16 protein-coding genes and 1 pseudogene are annotated in these 16,794 nt (G+C 71.8%); 8 read left to right on the top strand and 9 right to left on the bottom strand.

Annotated features, from left to right (window positions below):
• On the bottom strand, positions 1–921 hold a 921-nt coding region (locus TR48_RS43035), incomplete at its 3' end, for an O-antigen ligase family protein (RefSeq protein WP_052442510.1).
• Positions 922–1,116: 195 nt separating this feature from the next.
• Between TR48_RS43035 and TR48_RS08875 the strand changes: the two genes are divergently transcribed.
• Positions 1,117–1,614: an NUDIX hydrolase gene (locus TR48_RS08875; protein ID WP_042365394.1), complete on the top strand. Its 498-nt coding sequence runs from the start codon at positions 1,117–1,119 to the stop codon at positions 1,612–1,614.
• Between the two features lie 316 nt (positions 1,615–1,930).
• Positions 1,931–2,335, top strand: coding sequence for a nuclear transport factor 2-like protein (locus TR48_RS08870; protein ID WP_042365393.1), 405 nt, complete (start codon positions 1,931–1,933; stop codon positions 2,333–2,335).
• 39 nt (positions 2,336–2,374) lie between these two features.
• On the opposite strand, the pseudogene TR48_RS46780 reads toward TR48_RS08870, so the two are convergent.
• From TR48_RS46780 to TR48_RS45325, 3 genes and pseudogenes are all read right to left on the bottom strand, one after another.
• Positions 2,375–2,701, bottom strand: a pseudogene (locus tag TR48_RS46780) (zinc-binding dehydrogenase); the annotation flags it as partial.
• 100 nt (positions 2,702–2,801) lie between these two features.
• A complete protein-coding gene (locus TR48_RS08860; protein WP_369405565.1) occupies positions 2,802–3,326 on the bottom strand; it encodes a PTS fructose transporter subunit IIA in 525 nt (174 codons plus the stop codon).
• A 20-nt stretch (positions 3,327–3,346) separates the two neighbouring features.
• Positions 3,347–3,631, bottom strand: a complete 285-nt coding sequence (locus tag TR48_RS45325; RefSeq protein ID WP_042365392.1) for a hypothetical protein — start codon at positions 3,629–3,631, stop codon at positions 3,347–3,349.
• A 503-nt stretch (positions 3,632–4,134) separates the two neighbouring features.
• On the opposite strand from TR48_RS45325, the gene TR48_RS08850 reads away from it, so the two are divergent.
• Entirely contained in the window at positions 4,135–4,617 is a 483-nt protein-coding gene (locus TR48_RS08850; protein ID WP_042365391.1) for a GNAT family N-acetyltransferase, read from the top strand.
• Positions 4,618–4,747: 130 nt separating this feature from the next.
• Here the strand turns inward: TR48_RS08850 and TR48_RS08845 are convergent, their stop codons facing one another.
• A complete protein-coding gene (locus TR48_RS08845; RefSeq protein WP_042365390.1) occupies positions 4,748–5,767 on the bottom strand; it encodes a 2-dehydropantoate 2-reductase in 1,020 nt (339 codons plus the stop codon).
• A 219-nt stretch (positions 5,768–5,986) separates the two neighbouring features.
• Between TR48_RS08845 and TR48_RS08840 the strand changes: the two genes are divergently transcribed.
• Complete coding sequence (locus tag TR48_RS08840; RefSeq protein WP_042365389.1) at positions 5,987–7,165, top strand: acyl-CoA dehydrogenase family protein; 1,179 nt, start codon at positions 5,987–5,989, stop codon at positions 7,163–7,165.
• A 62-nt stretch (positions 7,166–7,227) separates the two neighbouring features.
• Here the strand turns inward: TR48_RS08840 and TR48_RS08835 are convergent, their stop codons facing one another.
• From TR48_RS08835 to TR48_RS08820, 4 genes are all read right to left on the bottom strand, one after another.
• Positions 7,228–8,139, bottom strand: a complete 912-nt coding sequence (locus tag TR48_RS08835) for an ABC transporter permease (RefSeq protein ID WP_042365388.1) — start codon at positions 8,137–8,139, stop codon at positions 7,228–7,230.
• Positions 8,126–9,079 carry an ABC transporter permease gene (locus TR48_RS08830; protein ID WP_042365387.1) on the bottom strand — a complete coding sequence of 318 codons (954 nt, stop codon included), beginning with the start codon at positions 9,077–9,079 and terminating at the stop codon, positions 8,126–8,128. Before TR48_RS08830 ends, TR48_RS08835 begins: the two co-directional genes overlap by 14 nt.
• Positions 9,080–9,089: 10 nt before the next feature.
• Positions 9,090–10,796, bottom strand: a complete 1,707-nt coding sequence (locus tag TR48_RS08825; RefSeq protein WP_161789796.1) for an ABC transporter substrate-binding protein — start codon at positions 10,794–10,796, stop codon at positions 9,090–9,092.
• A gap of 328 nt (positions 10,797–11,124) precedes the next feature.
• On the bottom strand, positions 11,125–11,598 hold the full coding sequence (locus tag TR48_RS08820) for a MarR family winged helix-turn-helix transcriptional regulator (protein WP_042365385.1): 474 nt from the start codon (positions 11,596–11,598) through the stop codon (positions 11,125–11,127).
• A 152-nt stretch (positions 11,599–11,750) separates the two neighbouring features.
• Here TR48_RS08820 and TR48_RS08815 point away from each other — a divergent pair, with 152 nt between their 5' ends.
• From TR48_RS08815 to TR48_RS08800, 4 genes are all read left to right on the top strand, one after another.
• The gene (locus tag TR48_RS08815; RefSeq protein WP_042365384.1) at positions 11,751–12,965 is read left to right on the top strand and encodes an MFS transporter; all 1,215 of its coding nucleotides are present in this window, start codon (positions 11,751–11,753) and stop codon (positions 12,963–12,965) included.
• A gap of 145 nt (positions 12,966–13,110) precedes the next feature.
• Positions 13,111–15,174 (top strand): glycosyl hydrolase family 8, encoded by a 2,064-nt coding sequence (locus TR48_RS08810; protein ID WP_042365383.1) that lies wholly within the window; start codon positions 13,111–13,113, stop codon positions 15,172–15,174.
• 90 nt (positions 15,175–15,264) lie between these two features.
• Positions 15,265–16,230 (top strand): serine/threonine-protein kinase, encoded by a 966-nt coding sequence (locus TR48_RS08805; RefSeq protein ID WP_052442507.1) that lies wholly within the window; start codon positions 15,265–15,267, stop codon positions 16,228–16,230.
• Complete coding sequence (locus TR48_RS08800; RefSeq protein WP_152627864.1) at positions 16,227–16,751, top strand: hypothetical protein; 525 nt, start codon at positions 16,227–16,229, stop codon at positions 16,749–16,751. The genes TR48_RS08805 and TR48_RS08800 overlap by 4 nt, the downstream gene beginning before the upstream one ends.
• Positions 16,752–16,794 lie beyond the last annotated feature (43 nt).

Below are 16,794 nucleotides of genomic sequence, written 5' to 3'. Positions count from 1 at the left end.
GGCCGGCACACTGAGCACAGGGGTTGCCGCCGCCTGCACGCCGAGCGCCGTCAGCGCGCCCGCCGCGCTCAGCGTGACCGGCGTCGGCCGGGGTGAGCGGCCGAGCGACCACAGGCACCAGGCGAAGGCGCCGCCGAGCAGGGCCAGGCCGGGCCAGCCCTGCTCGGCGGCTTGCTGGAGCGCCGCCGAGGAGGCGCTGCCGTCGGTGAAGTCACCGGGGCCGACGCCGCGCCACGGCTGTTGGGCGACGCCGTGCCAGGCGTCGCGCCAGACCGCGAGCCGCTGCGCGGACACCTCCGCGGTCGGGCCGCCCGCGGTCGGACCGCCCGCCGCCGGGTCGCCGCCGCCGTGCGCGCAGACCAGCACCGCGCCGACTGCCAGCACCACGCAGCCGCCGAGCAGGACCAGGGACCGACGGCGGTTCCGGGCGCGGTACACGGATCCGGCCACCACGAGCGTGCCGCCGCAGGTGAGCGCGCCCAGGGTCGCGTCGGTGAGCAGCGACTCCGCCGTCAGGGCCAGCGCGAGCAGCACGCAGCCGCGCGCCGTCCAGCGCAGGCCGCGCTCGCGGGCCGCGTACCCAGCGCAGCAGGCCGCGCCGACCGCGAGCGAGAGCAGGGCGGCGACGGCGTCGCCACCCAGGACGCGCCCGCCGAAGGCGGGCGCGAACACGGCCGCGGCGGCGGCCGGGACGAGCAGGCCGCCGAGCGGTGCCAGGGCCCCGGCGATACGGCCCGTCGCGTACCCGGCGGCGACGGCCAGCAGCCCGAGCAGGACGCCCTCCGGGTGCGCCTCCCGTCCGGACGCGCAGTAGTCCGTCCATGCCGCGCAGGCCGCGAGCAGCACGAAGCCCACCACATCGCAGACGGTGTCGCTCCGCGCGGGGGCGTCGTCCCCGAGCGGCACAGCGGTGTCCGGCATCGGCGCTCCCCCCGCTCGCCCCGGTCCTGCACCGGCCGATCAACGGTAGACCCGGAGTTGGCCGGATGTCATCGGCCCGGCGGCTCTGATCGACAGGGCGCGACACAACACCACGACGCGCCTCCGCCAGGCACTCCCGTGACGCGACCACAGCGCGTCCGGCCGTGGCCACGCGCGACCCGTAGGGTGGGCGCCATGCCTGTACCGGAGTTCGTGCGTGACCTGCGCGCCCATGTCGGCCGTGATCCGCTGTGGCTGAGCGGCATCACCGGCGTGATCCTCGACGACCGTGACCGCGTGCTGCTCACCCGCCGTTCCGACAACGGCCGTTGGGCGCTGCTCGGCGGGATCCTGGAGCCCGGGGAGGCGCCCGGCGACGCCGTGGTGCGCGAGGCGTTCGAGGAGACGGGGGTGCGCGTCGTCCCGGAGCGGCTCGTCGCCGTGATGGTCGATCCACCGGTGGTGTACCCGAACGGCGACCAGGCCACGTACCTGGCACTGGTGTTCCGCTGCCGCTACCTCGACGGCGAGGTCAGGGTCAACGACGACGAGTCGCTGGAGGTGCGCTGGTTCGAGGTCGACGACCTCCCGGCGGATGTGACGCCGCACCAGCGCGAGAAGGTGCGCCTGGCGCTGCGGAACGAGGAGGCCACCTGGTTCGCCTTGTCGGCGATCACGCCAGGCGTGTCCTGACCACTCTCTCCGCGTCGCGGCGGCATGGAGGGAGGGCGGAGACATGACGTTCGTCGGGCGCCCCGCCTCGGCCCCCCGGTCCCCGCGCCTGACGCGGGGTCCCACCCGGCCGAGCGGCAGGCGGCGCGCTCGACCTGCCCCGGCCGAGCGGCAGGCGGCGCGCTCGACCTGATCCCCCTGGCCAGCCTGGGAGCAGCCCGAGTCACCCGGGTTCCGATAAGGCCGAAGGAGGGACCCGGCGGCCGGGGCCCGCGTGGCCCCGGACCGCCCGGGGTCCGGAGTGCCTACGCTGGCAGCGCCACAGAAGGGCGGTGCCATGGATGATGACTCCCGGACCCGGGCCGCGATCGAGGAGCACTGGCGGGCCTCGGAACGCGGGGACATCGAGGCCGAGCACGCCCTCTACGCCACGGACGCGATCCTCGACTACCCGCAGTCGGGTGAGCGGTTCCGCGGCCGGTCGACGATCTCGACCCAGCGCGGCGGCCACCCGGCCGACCGGCACTTCACCGTTCTGCGGATCAGCGGCCAGGGGAGTCTGTGGGTGAGCGAATGCCTCATCACCTACGACGGTGTGCCCTCGTACTCGGTGAGCGTCATGCAGTTCGCCGACGAGCATGTGGTGCACGAGACGCAGTACTTCGCCGACCCCTTCGGCGCGCCGCCCTGGCGGGCCGCGCTCGCGGAGGCGATGCCGGGCCGGACGGTCACCGAAGCCTGAGCGCGGGCCCGCCGGGGCGGCCTTGCAGGCGCTGCGGCCCAGCGCCAACTTGCCCCGGTTCGCCCGGGCCTCGATCGGCGCGCGGGCGTGGGCGCGGGCGGCTTCGGCGAGCGTGCTCGTCGCGTGGACGGCGGCGCGCAGCGCGCCCGACCGGAACGCCGCCCACAGCTCCGCGCGCCAACGGGCTTACGTCGCGGGCTTGTCGCGCGCGACGGCCGCCATCTGGAAGCCGATCGCGGACGCGCTGCGCACCAGCAGCTCGTAGGCGTCGATCGAGCCGCCGCCGGAGCTGAAGGCGACCAGGCACCCGCCGGGGGCGAGCGCCCGTACGGCCGGGCCGAGCAGGTCGCCGCCGACGCCGTGGAGGAGCACGTTGCCGCCGACGCCGTGAAGGAGCACGTCGACCGGACCCTGATGTCCCCGCTCACCCGCGTGCCCGAGGGTTGAGCGCGACGGGCCGCCCGGATCAGTTGCCGAGCAGGTGCGGTGGGTGATGCGGCGGGGTCTTGCGGACCCGGTAGGCGTCCTCGGCGGCCTCCGCGACGGCAGCCAGGTCACCACCCGCGGTCGCCGTGGCGACGGCCGGTACCGCGCCCTCGATCAGCGGCGCGTCGCAGAAGCGGATCGGGAACGGCAGCGCCAGCTCCTCGGCCCGGTCCAGCAGCGCGAGCACGGCCTCGGCGGTCTCCGGCAGATCGCACAGCACCGCGACGCCGATGCCCTGGTCGACCTGGCGCGCGGCCGCCACCACGCCCTCGGCCGCCACCCCGACGGCGGCGACGGGAGCGGGGTCGGCCCCCGGCAGCAGCCGGACGCACTCGTCCAAGGTCGCCTGTGCCAGCGCGCGGCTGCGGCAGACCAGCACGATCCCCACCCGATCCCGGTCGGGCAGTGTCAGCACCCGCAGCGGCGTCCGCGCCGGCGCTCCGCCGTCCTCGCCCGCCTGCGGGCGAAGCGGCACGACGTCGGCCTTTCCGTCCTCCACACTCACCGGTAACCTCCGTGCACAGCCTAGGCATTCCCGCCCGGCCCCGCCCACGGCAACACGCTGAGACGGTGCAGGGTGAGGCCCCGTCCGGCGGGATCGAAGGGGCGGCTGGCCTCGGCGAACAGCTCGGCGGCCCGGCGGTAGGAGAGCCGCCTGTGACCGGTGAGCGGGCAGCGGTCCGCGAGGGGCGTCCCGGCGGGCGCACGGCGGTCGGTGAGCGGGTTGGCTCGGCGGCGCCGCTGCTGACGGACGCGGCCACCTTCGCGGTCAGGGCGCTTGCCCTGCGGCGCCAGGTGATGCCGGAGCACGTCCGCGTCGGCGGGATGCGCGGTGCGCTCACCTCCCGCGGCGAACCGCGTTCCGGTTGGCGGGAGTTCCGCACGCGCACCTGGATGTGGACGACAACCCTGCACATGGCCCGGTTCAACCTGCTCCTCTGGGCGCCGTTCCGGTGCTCGGGCCCCTGCTGGCGTCGCGCGGAATCGACGGGGCGGGCGCATGGGGCGCGATCACGGGCTGCTACGGAGCGGGAGCGTTCCTTGGTGCGCTGGCCGTGCGTGCCCGGCCCGTCGGCCGAGTCCACCGCTGCTCGCCGCGGTGGCGATGACCGCGCTCTTCGTCGCGGCCCCGGCGGCGCTGGCCCTCGCCGCGCCGCTCAGGCCCCGTCGCCGCTGCGGTCGGTGCGCGCGAGGTGTCGGCGTTCGGCGCGCTCTGGCTGCTGCTCGCGGTCGGCGTGCTGGCCGCACTCCCCGCGGAGCGCGCCCCGGGGGAGGAGGATGGGGCGAGTGAACCCGTCTGAGGAGGAGTCGGCGTGAGGCTGCGGGATGTGGAGCTGGGCGACGTCGAGGCCTACACGCGGATGCGCTGCGACCCGGCCATGATGGCGGAGCTCGGCGGCCCGTTGCCGGCGGAGACGATACCCGACAAGGTCGCCAGGGATGTCGAGACGGTGGCGGCGAACGAGGGTTGGATCAAGATGATCGTCACGAACGAGGACGAGGTCGCCGGCTCGGTGGTGCTCTGGTCCCACGAGGAGGACGGGCGGCTGATCTCGGAGATGGGCTGGATGGTGCTTCCCGAGCACCAAGGGCGCGGGGTCGCGACCTGGGCGGCCGGCGCCCTGCTGGCGCTCGCCCGCAAGGACGGCCGCTGGGGGCCGGTGCACGCCTTCCCCGGGGTGGAGAACGGCGCGTCCAACGGCGTCTGCCGCTCGCTCGGCTTCCGCCTGCTGGAGGAGTGCGATGTCGTCTTCGCCGGGCGGACGCTGCGGACCAACCACTGGGTGGCCGAGTAGCGCATGTGCGCCGGGGCGGGCAGCGGGCGGCGGGCGCCGCGCCGCGGCGCGCGGCCTCGGTACCGCGCCTTCTCGCCCCTGCCGCCTGCCTCCCCTTTCTCGCTTTTCGCGTCCCTCCCGCCCTGCTCGCTCACGCGTCCGCGCGCAGCGCTGCCAGCAGCTCCGGTCCGGACCACGCGCGGGCGGCGCCCTGCCCGGCCTGCTCCGCTTCGTGGACGAGCGCGGCGAGCCGGGCGTTGGCCGGGGCGGTGAGCCCGTTCCGTCCGGCCAGGGCGACGACCTCGCCCTGGAGGGAGTCGACCTCGGTGAGACGCCCGCGCTGCAGGTCCTCCCACATCGAGGAGCGAGCCGTGGCGTCGATCGCGAGCATGGCCTTGGCCAGACGCGTGAACACCGGGTCCGGAAGCCGTAGCAGACGTGGCATCAGAGCTGGCCGTACGGCGCCCAGTTGGGCGGGAGTGACGCCCGCCGCGCGGAACGCGGCAAGTGCCTCGCGCTGGCACAGGGCCAGGCAGGTGCGGTAGGAGCGGTCGCTCAGCTGGGCGCGGAGGGGGACCCCGGAGAGGGCGTTGACGGCGTTGTTGAGGTTCATCAGCAGCTTGGCGTACTGGACCGCGCGCATGTCGCCGCGCGGCTCGACGCGCAGTCCGGCGGCCGTGAGCGCGGCGACGAGCGGCGCGCCGGACGCGTCGTCGTCCAGCATCAGGGCGCCGCCGGTGCCCTGATGGAACCAACCCGGCTCCGTCTGGAGCACGTTGTAGGGGACCATCCCGGTCAGCACTGTCAGTTGGGGGAGTTCCTCGCGCAGCGCCTCGGCGTTGTGCAGGCCGTTCTGGAAGCTGACCACCACGGTGTCCGCCTTGAGGTGCGGCGCGAGCTCGCGCGCCGCAGCGCGGGTGCCGTCCGACTTGACCGTGACCAGCACGACGTCCGCGCCGGCGGCGGCCGACGCCTCGGTCGCGACGGCGATCCGGTCGGCGGGGACGTGCAGCGGCTCCCGGCGGCCGCTGGTCAGGGTGAGGCCCTTCTCGGCGACCACGGCCATCGCCGTGGGGCGGCCGATCAGGGTCACCTCGGCGTCGGCCTGCCGGGCGAGGTGTCCGCCCAGGTGGCAGCCGATGCTGCCGGCGCCCATGACGGCGATGCGCATGCCGGTGACCCTCCCTGGAGCGGTGCCCGCGCGAGCCCCGGCGGGGTCCGCGTGGCTGCACCCTACTCGCGGGTCACCCCCGGTGCGACGGGGGCGCCTCCGGTCGAGGCCCGGGAGGGACCCGCGCGTGACTCTTCCGGATTTATGGAACGCGTTCTAGTCTGCGCTGCGACGGACGGAACGGCAGCAGGGACAGCAGCGATCGCACCTGGAGGCGTCGTGCACCTGGACTACACCCCGGAGCAGCAGCGGCTCCGCGCCGAAGTGCGCGCCTACTTCCGGGACCTGATGCCGCCCGAGGCGCACGGACGCCTCAACGACCCGCGTGAGCAGAAGAGGTTCTACCGCGAGGTCAACCGCCGACTGGGCGCCGACGGGTGGCTCGGCGTCGGCTGGCCGGCCGAGTACGGCGGCCGCGGCATGAGCGCCTTCGAGCAGTTCATCTTCTTCGACGAGGCGGCCCAGGCGGGCGTGCCGCTGCCGATCATGGCGCTGAACACCGTCGGGCCGTCCATCATGAAGTACGGCACGCCCGAGCAGAAGGCGTTCTTCCTCCCCAGGATCCTGGCCGGGGAGATCGACATCGCCATCGGCTACTCCGAGCCGGACGCCGGGACCGACCTCGCCGCGCTGAAGACCCGTGCGGTGCGCGACGGCGACCACTACGTCGTCAACGGCCAGAAGATCTGGACCACCAACGGCGACACCGCCGACTGGGTCTGGCTGGCCACCCGCACCGACCCGGACGCCCCGCCGCACAAGGGCATCACCATGCTGATGGTCGACACCACCGACCCCGGCTACTCGACCACCGTGATCCGCACCCTCGCGGGACACGACACCACCGCCAGCTACTACCAGGACATTCGCGTCCCGGTCTCCATGCGGGTGGGCGAGGAGAACGCCGGCTGGCGCCTGATCACCAACCAGCTCAACCACGAGCGGGTCACCCTCGCCGCCCACGCCACCATGGCCAACCGCGCCCTCGCGGAGGTGCAGGCCTGGGCCCGCGAGACCGAGCTCGCCCACGGCATGCGGGTCATCGACCTCCCGTGGGTGCGCCAGCGGCTCTCCCGCGCCCACAGCCGCCTCGACGCGGTCAAGCTGCTCAACTGGCAGATGGTCGACGCCGTCGAACGCAACGTGCTGACCCCGCAGGACGCCTCCGCGGTCAAGGTCTACGGCAGCGAGGCCCGCCGCGACGCCTACGCCTGGCTGATGGAGGTCGTCGGCGCCGCCGGCCCCCTCAAGGAGGGCTCCGTCGGCGCGGTCCTCCACGGCAACCTGGAACGCGGCTACCGCAGCGCGGTCATCTTCACCTTCGGCGGCGGCAACAACGAGATCCAGCGCGAGATCATCAGTTGGATCGGCCTCGGGATGCCCCGCGTCCGCCGCTGAGCGCCGCGCACGCGGGGAAGGAAGCGTTCCGCCCTGCCGGGCAGGGCAGGGCGGAACGGGCATCAGCGGCGTTTGGTCGAGGAGTCCAGGGCGCCGTGGACCGTGTCGCCGATGAGGTTGAACGCCACCACGGTGACGATCAGGATCGCCGCGGGCGGGTACACCTGCCACCAGTAGCCGTCGTACAGGGAGTTGAGGCCCGCGGAGAGCATCGTGCCCCAGTCGGCGTGCGGTGGCGGCAGGCCCAGGCCGAGGAAGCTCAGGGCCGAGAGGGTGAGGATCGAGTCGGCGATCGTGAAGGTGCCGCTGACGAGGATCACGCCCGCGGCGTTCGGCACCAGATGGCGCAGCACGATGCGGGAACCCGAGCCGCCCATCATGCGGGCCGCCTGGACGAAGTCCCTGGTCCGCAGGGCCAGGACCTCGCCGCGGACCAGGCGTGCGGCGCCGAGCCAGGAGAGCAGCGACAGCAGCACGATGATCCCCCACAGCGTGGGGGTGAACATGCTGACCATCATCAGCAGCAGCACGATGCCCGGGACGGCCAGGAAGGTGTCGATGATCCGCATCATGGCGGCGTCGACGAAGCCGCCGACGTAGCCGGCGATCGCCCCGTACAGGGTGCCGATCACGGTCGTGGTGATCGCCACCGCGAAGCCGAGCTCGAGGGACGACTGACCACCCGTCATCAGGCGTCCCAGTACGTCGTATCCGGAGGCGTCGGTGCCCAACGGGTTTGCGCCGCCCGGTGACAGATTGGCCAGGTCCAGTTGCACGGTGACCTGGTCGGTGCGGTAGAGCAGCGGTCCGATGAAGCAGAACGCCGCGATCACCGCGACCACGCCCAGCCCGAACAGGGCCCGTCGGTTGTGCAGGAACGCCTGGACCGCGAGCCGGCCGGAGCCGCGGGCCGTCGCCGACGGGCCCGCGTCGAGCAGGAGTTCGGGCGCGTCCAGGGGTTCAAGCGTCGACATGGCGGATCCTGGGGTCGAGGAAGCTGTAGGCGATGTCGGCGAACAGGCTGCCGAGGACGGTGGCCACGCCGACCACCAGGGTCGACCCGAGCATGATCGGGTAGTCCTTGCTGGTGGCCGCCTGGTAGAACAGCAGCCCCATGCCGGGGTAGTTGAACACCGACTCGGCGATCACCGCGCCCGCCACGATGCCCGGAGCCGACAGGCCCAGGATGGTGATCACCGGCAGCAGGGAGTTGCGCAGGACGTGCCGACGCAGCACCAGCCGTCCCGGCAGGCCCTTGGCGCGGGCCACCTGGATGTACTCCTGGGCCAGGGTGGTGATGGCCGAGGTCCGCATGTACCGGCTGAAGCCGGCCACGCTGACCAGGGTCAGCGTGGTCACCGGCAGCACCAGTCCGGCGGGGTCCGCCAGGATCCCGGCGACGGTCTCCGCCTGCGGGGCCTGGGAGGGCAGCAGGTGCAACTGCACCGAGAAGATCGCCACCAGCACCAGGGCGAAGAAGAAGTCCGGCATCGAGTACAGCACGAAGGACACGACGGTGAAGACGTGGTCCGCGGCGCGCCCCCGCCGCACGGCCTGGTAGATGCCCATCGGGAGCGCGACCGCGAGCGCCAGCAGCGTGGACAGCCCCAGCAGCAGCGCGTCGCGCGGCAGCCGCTGCGCGATCAGCGTGGAGACCGGCTGCTGGAGGGAGTACGACGTGCCGAAGTTGCCCTCCGCCGCCTGCTTCACGTAGCTGACGAACTGCTCCGCCAGCGGCTGGTTCAGGCCGTTGGCGGCGTTGAACATGGCGATCCGCTCGGCGGTGGCCCTGGTGCCGAGGGTGGCCCGGGCGGCGCTGCCCGGCACGACGTGGATCATGATGAAGGTGAGCACCATGACCCCCAGCACCACCACGATCGCCTGGCCGATCCTGCGGACGAGATAGGCGGTCATCGCTGGCACCTCACGACGTGTACGCCCAGTCCTCGAAATCCTGCCCGCCGGAGAAGGGGTTGAGCGGGACGACGCCCTGCAGGCTGGTCCGGTAGACCAGGATGCCCTCGCGCAACGGCAGCCACAGCCAGGGGAGTTGCTGGGCGGCGTAGTCCTCGTACTGCTGGAAGACCTGGGTCGAGGAGCCGTACTCCGTGGCCTTGATCAGCTGGTCCATCTGCGGGTCGGAGTAGCCGCCGGAGTTGCCGTTGCCGCCGGTGTCGAAGAAGCCGGTGCCGTTCGGGTAGAGCGAGTACGGCTCGTAGCCGAACTCCGCGAGCTGCCAGCCGCAGCCGGACGCCGGGTGGGACGAGGCGGTGCAGGTGCCGATCGTGCTGATCAGCGTGTTGAACGGCTCCGACTTGAGGTTGAAGGTGATGCCCGCCTGCGCCTCGGAGGACTTGATGGCCGCGTTCTGCACGTCCGTGGTGGCCCGGCCCGAGGAGTAGACCAGGTTGAACGTCAGGCCCTGGCCGGCGCTGATGCCGTCACCGCACTGCGTGGGCCCGGAGCCGGGGCTGACGCAGGTCGAGGTCCCGCCCGGGGTGACCTTCCAACCGTGCGCCTGGAGCAGGGCCTTCGCCTTCGCCGGGTCGTAGGGGTACGGACCGCCGGACTTCTCCAGCGGCGAGGCCCAGGCGGCGGTGGCCTTGACCGGTACGGGCCCGTTGCCCGGGTCGGCGTAGCCGTTGTAGATCTTGTCGACGATCTGGTTGCGGTCGATCAGGTACTCCATCGCCTGCCGGATGTAGAGCTGGCGGAGCAGGGAGCCGACCTGGGCGTTGTACAGGTTGGGTTCGATCGAGGCCACGCCCGGGATGGGCACGCTCGTGATCGAGTACCCGCTGGACGTCAGGGCCTGTGCCTGCTTGATGTCGTTCAGCGGCAGCGACGCCACGTCGAGGGAGCTGCCCGACCGCAGGGCGTTGATCTCCGGGGTGTCCGTGGTGAACGGCGAGAAGACGACCTTGTCCAGGGTCGCCTTCGGCGATCCGGAGTACGCCTTGTTGGCCACGTAGCTGTAGTAGCCGTTGCTGCGGAACTCGGAGAGCTTCCACGGCCCGTCGACCACCTGCCACAGCGGGTTGGTGGTGAAGTCCGTGGTCTTGGCCCCCTCCTGCTGCAGGTAGGAGTAGACGGCCTTGGCGCCGGACGTCGTCGTGTCGTAGTCGCCGACGGCGCCGCTCGCGGAGGTCTTGTCCCAGGCGTGCTGGGGCACCAGGGGAATGGTGCTGAGCACGTCGTCGGTGTAGAAGTCCGGGTTGTACGCCTGTGTCAGGTCCAGCACCACGGTGTGGGCGTCCGGGGTGGACACCGACGCGACGTCCTCGGGGAAGAGCCCGACGAGGTGCGCATTCCAGTTCGACGCGTTCGCCTTCAGAAGGTTGTAGACGAATGTGAAGTCACGACTGGTGACCGGCTGCCCGTCGGACCAGTTCCAGCTCTTGAGGGTGATGGTGATCCGCTTGTCGCCATTGGAGTAGACAAGTGAACTGAAGAGGCTTTTGTCCTTGTTGACGACCGACTCGCCGCCGTTGCCCGCGTAAACCAGGTACGGCCACAGGGGCTGAGTGAGGTTGGCGTTGTAACCGTTCTGATTGGTCGCCGGGGCGAAGGGGAAGATGAAGTCGGGCTGCGAGCCCACCTCCGCGATGGTGACGGTCCCGCCCTGTTTCACCGGGCCCTTCTTCGCGGTGGCGCTTTCGCCGTTGCCGATCGCCCCGCTTCCGCCGCCACCTGAGCATCCGACAGCAACCATCGCCAGCACGGTCGCGGCCGTCGCGACTCTCAACCCTTGTAGAACGCGCATGTTCGTCCTTGTCTCCCCGCTCGCATTCCGCTGCTTCCGCACCAAAACGGACGTATTGCATGCCCATGACATCCGCTGGCACGGACTTACCCCCGGCATGCACGGTTCATGCCCTGCATTGATAGCAGTGGCTAACGGCCGCTCACAATGCTGCGAATATTGCAGGATTGCGAAACCTGCAGGGAGTTACGCGACTTCAGCGACCGATCTGCGCCGGTGACGGGTTCATCGCATCCACCGCCTGGACCAGGGCGGCCAGTTCGGGGTTCTTGGCAGCCTCGTCGAGGGCTTCGCGCAGCGCCGCGTCGTTCGTCGGCCGGGCCTGCTCCAGGAGCCGCAGGCCGGCCTCGCTGACGTCGGTGTAGATGCCGCGGCGGTCGGTCGGGCACAGGTAGCGCGCCAGCAGGCCCCGGTCCTCCAGGCGGCTGACCAGCCGGGTGGTGGCGCTCTGGCTGAGGACGACGGCGTCGGCCACCTGTCTCATCTGCAGATGTCCGCCCTCGCCGTCGTGCTGGCGGCTGAGCACGTCGAGCAGCGAGTACTCGCGCACGCTCAGGTCGTGCCGGGACTGCAGGGCCCGCTCGACGTGCGCCTCGATCCTGCCGTGCAGGAGGGAGAGGGCCGCCCAGCCGTTGGCGAGGGCGGTCAGCGCGGGGTCGGTCGCGGTCATGGCGCGGTCTCCTTCCGGGGCGGCGGGCCTCCAGGATACGCCCCATCGTGAAATATCAGCCGTCAACATATGCCCGCGTTTGCTTATAGCGCGCGTCTGCAACTATTGTCGGCACATGTAAGACGCACCAGACATCGCACGGAGGGCCCCACATGCCTCTCGCACTCCTCGCCCTGGCCATCGGGGCCTTCGGGATCGGCACCACCGAGTTCGTGGTCATGGGCCTGCTGCCCGAGATTGCCGGCGACTACGGCGTGTCCATCCCCACCGCCGGACTGCTGGTCACCGGCTACGCGGTCGGCGTCGTCGTCGGCGCGCCGCTGATGACGGTGATCGGCACCCGGATCAGCCGCAGGACCATGCTGATGCTGCTGATGGGCCTGTTCACCGTCGGCAACCTGCTCTCGGCGCTGGCACCGAGTTTCGGCGTGATGCTCGCGGGGCGGATCGTGGCCTCGCTCGCCCACGGCGCGTTCTTCGGCATCGGCTCGGTGGTCGCCGCTGAGCTGGTCGCTCCGCACCGCAAGGCCGGTGCCATCGCCACCATGTTCACCGGGCTGACCGTCGCCAACGTCGTCGGCGTGCCGCTGGGCACCTTCGTCGGCCAGGCCGTCGGCTGGCGGGCCGCCTTCATTGGCGTCGCCGCGCTCGGCGTGGTCGGTCTGGTCGGCGTCGCCGCGCTGGTTCCGGACCTGCCCCGTCCCGAGGAGGCCCGGCTGCGCCGGGAGCTGGCCGCTTTCCGCAACGTCCAGGTGGTCCTGGCGATGGCGATGACCGTACTCGGCTTCGGCGGCGTGTTCGCCGCGATCACCTACATCGCGCCGATGATGACCCACGTCGCGGGGTACTCGGACGGTGCGGTGACCTGGCTGCTGGTGCTGTTCGGCGTCGGCATGTTCCTCGGCAACCTGCTCGGCGGCAGGTTCGCCGACCGCAGGCTGATGTCGATGCTGTACGCCTCGCTGGGCGGGCTCGCCGTGGTGCTGGCGCTGTTCACCCTCACCGCGCACAGCAAGGTCCTCGCCGCGGTGACGATCCTGCTGGTGGGCGCGCTCGGCTTCGCGACCGTTCCGCCGCTGCAGAAGCGCGTCCTGGACCAGGCGCACGGCGCCCCCACGCTCGCCTCGGCTGTGAACATCGGCGCGTTCAACCTCGGCAACGCCCTCTCGGCCTGGCTCGGCGGCGCGGTGATCGCGGCGGGTCTCGGCTACACCGCCCCGAACTGGGTCGGCGCGCTGCTGGCGGCCTCCGCGCTCGTCCTCGCCCTCCTCTCCGCCGCCCTGGAGCGCCGCCAGGCCCCGGCGCCCGAGGCGCCCCCTGCCGCCCCTGCCGCCGCGACCCCGTCGGCCACCCCCGCCCACCGCTGAGCGACAGCGCCCCGGCCGACCCGGCTGCGGGGGAGGCCGAAGGGCGTTTCTGCGCGGAGTCTTGACGGGTTGAATGCTCACTCACTACGGTGCGCTGGGGCGTTAGTTAGGAAACTTTCCTTACGAGAGAAGGAGAGGCAACGCCGTGAGAGAGCGCATCGTGCGCGTGCTCGGGCTCGGGGTGGCGGTCAGCACGCTGACCACCGCGGTGGTGGCGCTGGCCGCCGCCGCACCGGCCCTGGCCGCATCCCCCACCCACGCCTTCCCGTCCCACCAGACCTATCAGGTCGGCGTCACGCCGTCCGCCTCGCAGGCCACGCGCGACGCCGCCGTGGAGAAGCAGTACGACTCGTGGAAAGCCACCTACCTGGTCCACGGGTGCGCGAGCAACGAGTACTACGTCTCCAGCAAGGGCGACGGGGACGCGACCAACAACGGTCCGGTGTCCGAGGGTCAGGGCTACGGCATGAACATCGTGCCGCTGATGGCCGGTTACGACGCCAACGCGCAGACCGAGTTCAACGGACTGTGGCAGCTGGTGAAGGACCACGAGGACCAGTACGGCCTGATGCAGTGGCAGCTGGACGGCAAGACCTGTAAGTACTACAGCTCCGGCACCCCCGACGGCGCGACCGACGGGGACCTGGACATCGGCTACGGCCTGATCCTCGCCGACAAGCAGTGGGGCGGCTACACCACCGACGCCCTCAACTGGCTGAACAACTTCTGGAACCACGACGTGGCTCCCGACGGCCACCTCAAGTGCGAGGACGACGGCCCGAACACGGACACCCGGCCGTCCGACCACATGATCGACCACCTGCGCGCCTTCGCCGCGTACGACACCTCGCACGACTGGAACAAGGTCATCCAGCGCACCGAGGCCGTCGACTCCTCGCTCGTCGGCGCCTACTCCGCGTCCTACGGGCTGCTCTCCGACTTCGTCGTCGGGGCCGACGGCTCCAGCCCCAAGCCCGCGCCCGCCAACTACCAGGAGAACCAGCCGGACAACATCGTCGGCTACAACTCCATCCGCGTCCCGTGGCACATGGGCACCGACGCGTTGCTCAACGGCTCCACCACCTCCGCGTTCGAGCTCAGTGAGGCGCAGAAGTGGTCGGCCTGCGCCAAGAAGGTCTCCGGCGACAACCCCGCGAACGTCTACCCGCACCTCAACCTCAACTGCACCGGCTACAGCACCAGCGACGTGGCCGAGGAGGCGGGCGACTCGATCGGCCCGGCCGCCATGGCCGCCGGTGACCAGGCCTGGACCGACAAGATCTGGAGCTACCTCCAGACCAACCCCTACGGCGACGGCTACTACGGCGAGACCATCAAGACCCTGGTCATGATCGTCATGGCCGGCGACTACTGGAGCCCCGCCGTCTCCAGCACCCCCGCCAACGACTTCTCGCTCTCCGAGTCGCCGGCCACGGCCTCCGTGGTCGCCGGCTCCGCGGCGACCACGACGGTCTCGACCGCGGTCACCTCGGGATCGGCGCAGTCCGTGGCGCTCTCCGCGTCCGGCCTGCCGGCCGGCGCCACCGCCGCGTTCAGCCCGGCGTCGGTCACCGCGGGCGGCGGCAGCACACTGACCGTCACCACCTCGGCCACGACCCCGGCCGGGAGCTACCCGGTCACCGTCACCGGGACGGCGGCGTCCGGTTCGCACTCGGCCACGCTCACGCTGACCGTGACGGCGGCGGGCGGGGGCGGCTGCACCCCGGCCCAACTGCTCACCAATCCGGGCTTCGAGTCCGGCGGCACCGGCTGGACCCAGACCTCCACGCTCGGCTTCGACCCGATCACCACGGCCACCAGCGCCGAACCGGCCCACGGCGGCACGTACATCGCGTGGTTCAACGGCAACGCCACCAAGGACACCGACACGATCGCCCAGTCGGTGACCATCCCGTCGGGCTGCGCGGCGACGCTGAGCTACTGGCTCCACGTCGACTCCACCGAGAACACCACCACCGCCAAGCCCGACACCTTCACCGTGCAGGTGCTGAACCCGAGCGGCACGGTGCTCGGCACCCTCGGCTCCTACTCGAACCTGAACGCGGCGAGCGGCTACACCCAGAAGACGGCGGCCCTGTCCAACTGGGCCGGGCAGACGGTGACGCTCAAGTTCACCGGCTCGGAGACCGACACCAGCGGCGGGACGACGGACTTCGTCATCGACGACCTCGGCCTGAACACGCAGTGACGAACACGCGGCACACGCGGTGACATAAACCTTCGACAACAGGGACGGGCCCGCCACCACTCGCGGTGGCGGGCCCCGCATACTGTTCGGGTGGAGGAGAACACGCTGGTCCAGGGGAGATACCGGCTTCAGCGCCGGATCGGGCGCGGCGGCGCGGGGGAGGTCTGGCAGGCCGAGGACGAGGCGTTGGGCCGTGAGGTCGCGGTGAAATGCCTCGTGCCGGACGGGCCGAACGACGGTCAGCTGGTCCGCGAGCGCTTCCGCCGCGAGGCGCGCCTCGCGGCGGGCCTGCAGCACCCGGGGATCACCGTCGTGCACGACTTCGGCGAGTCCTCCGGTGTGCTCTTCCTGGTCATGGAGCTGCTCCACGGCGAGGACCTCGGCCGCCTCCTCGACGCGGCGCGCGGTCGGCGGCTGCGCCCCGGCGAGGCGATGGGCATCGGCCGCCAGATCGCGGACGCGCTCGCCTACACCCACGAACGCGGCGTCATCCACCGCGACCTGAAGCCGGGGAACCTGATCCGCACCGTCGACGGAACCGTGAAGATCTGCGACTTCGGCATCGCGCGCCTGGGCAGCGACGAGAACGTCACCGCCCGACTCGGCGGCAACACCTTCGCCGTGGGCACGCCCTTCTACATGTCGCCGGAGCAGATCGAGGGCGGCGGCCTCGACCAGCGCGCCGACCTCTACTCCTTTGGCTGCGTGCTGTATGAACTGCTGCTCGGTCACCCGCCGTTCTTCAAGGGCGACCCGCTGGTGGTCCTGCTGGACCACCGCGACGCCGAGCCGCCCCCGCCGCGTGCCGAACGTCCGGAGATCCCCGAGCCGCTGGAGCGTCTCGTGCTGGACCTGCTGGCCAAGGACCCGGACCGGCGCCCCTTCTCCGCCCGCGAGGTCCTGCGCCGCCTCGACGCCGCAGCCCAGGCGGCGCCTCCACCGCGCGGCGCGCTGCCGGCCTGGGCGCGCGGCATCGGCCCGGTTCCGGTCTCCCTGGTCCGGATGACCCCGGAGCCGCCCGCCCTGACGGCGCTGACCCGGCGGTGGACCGCGTGATCAGAACTCGGGGCGGCCTTCGCGAGGCGCTGGTCGGCTCGGCGCCGACACTGGCCCTGGTGCTGCTCCTCTCCGGTTGCGTGGGCGGCGACGGCGCTCCGGCGCCGGTGGGGGATCCGGATCCGGGCCACCGCCTGCTCCGGTCGATCGAGCCGGTGCTCACGGCGATCCCGCCGGGGGCGCACGTCACCCAGCGGGACACGGTCGAGCCGAGGTGGGACTCGTGCGACGGCGTGCGGTCGACCTTCGGCTGGGCTCCGCCGACTGTCGACGTGGCGTTCGACTACGCCGGCGCGGCCGGGTCGGCGGACCGGGTGGTCGCCCATGTGCGGTCCGCCATGCAGGCGTTGGGCTGGACCTACGATCCCGCGTGGTCCGGGCGCGGCCAGTGGCAGTGGCGCCGGGCGGCGCCCGGCGGGCAGGCCCAGGCACAGCTGCTCGGCGGGGCGGACGACCGACCTTCGCGCTGGTCCCTGCAGGCGTCGGTGCCGGCCGCCACCCATCCGGTCAAGGGCTGCTGAAGGTTCCCTGCGAATGACTGTCCGACGCGTCATCTGACGATCT

Origin of the sequence: Streptacidiphilus neutrinimicus (assembly GCF_000787815.1) — a bacterium.
GTDB classification, from domain to species: Bacteria; Actinomycetota; Actinomycetes; order Streptomycetales; family Streptomycetaceae; genus Streptacidiphilus; species Streptacidiphilus neutrinimicus.
Note: the sequence above shows the minus strand (reverse complement) of the source record. Positions and strands in the feature narration are given on the sequence as shown.

Coding starts and splice junctions, on each gene's coding strand:
- TR48_RS08875 (WP_042365394.1), top strand. CDS start 1,117: ATGCCTGTACCGGAGTTCGTGCGTGACCTGCGCGCCCATGTCGGCCGT.
- TR48_RS08845 (WP_042365390.1), bottom strand. CDS start 5,767: ATGCGCATCGCCGTCATGGGCGCCGGCAGCATCGGCTGCCACCTGGGC.
- TR48_RS08870 (WP_042365393.1), top strand. CDS start 1,931: ATGGATGATGACTCCCGGACCCGGGCCGCGATCGAGGAGCACTGGCGG.
- TR48_RS08820 (WP_042365385.1), bottom strand. CDS start 11,598: ATGACCGCGACCGACCCCGCGCTGACCGCCCTCGCCAACGGCTGGGCG.
- TR48_RS08815 (WP_042365384.1), top strand. CDS start 11,751: ATGCCTCTCGCACTCCTCGCCCTGGCCATCGGGGCCTTCGGGATCGGC.
- TR48_RS08830 (WP_042365387.1), bottom strand. CDS start 9,079: ATGACCGCCTATCTCGTCCGCAGGATCGGCCAGGCGATCGTGGTGGTG.
- TR48_RS08835 (WP_042365388.1), bottom strand. CDS start 8,139: ATGTCGACGCTTGAACCCCTGGACGCGCCCGAACTCCTGCTCGACGCG.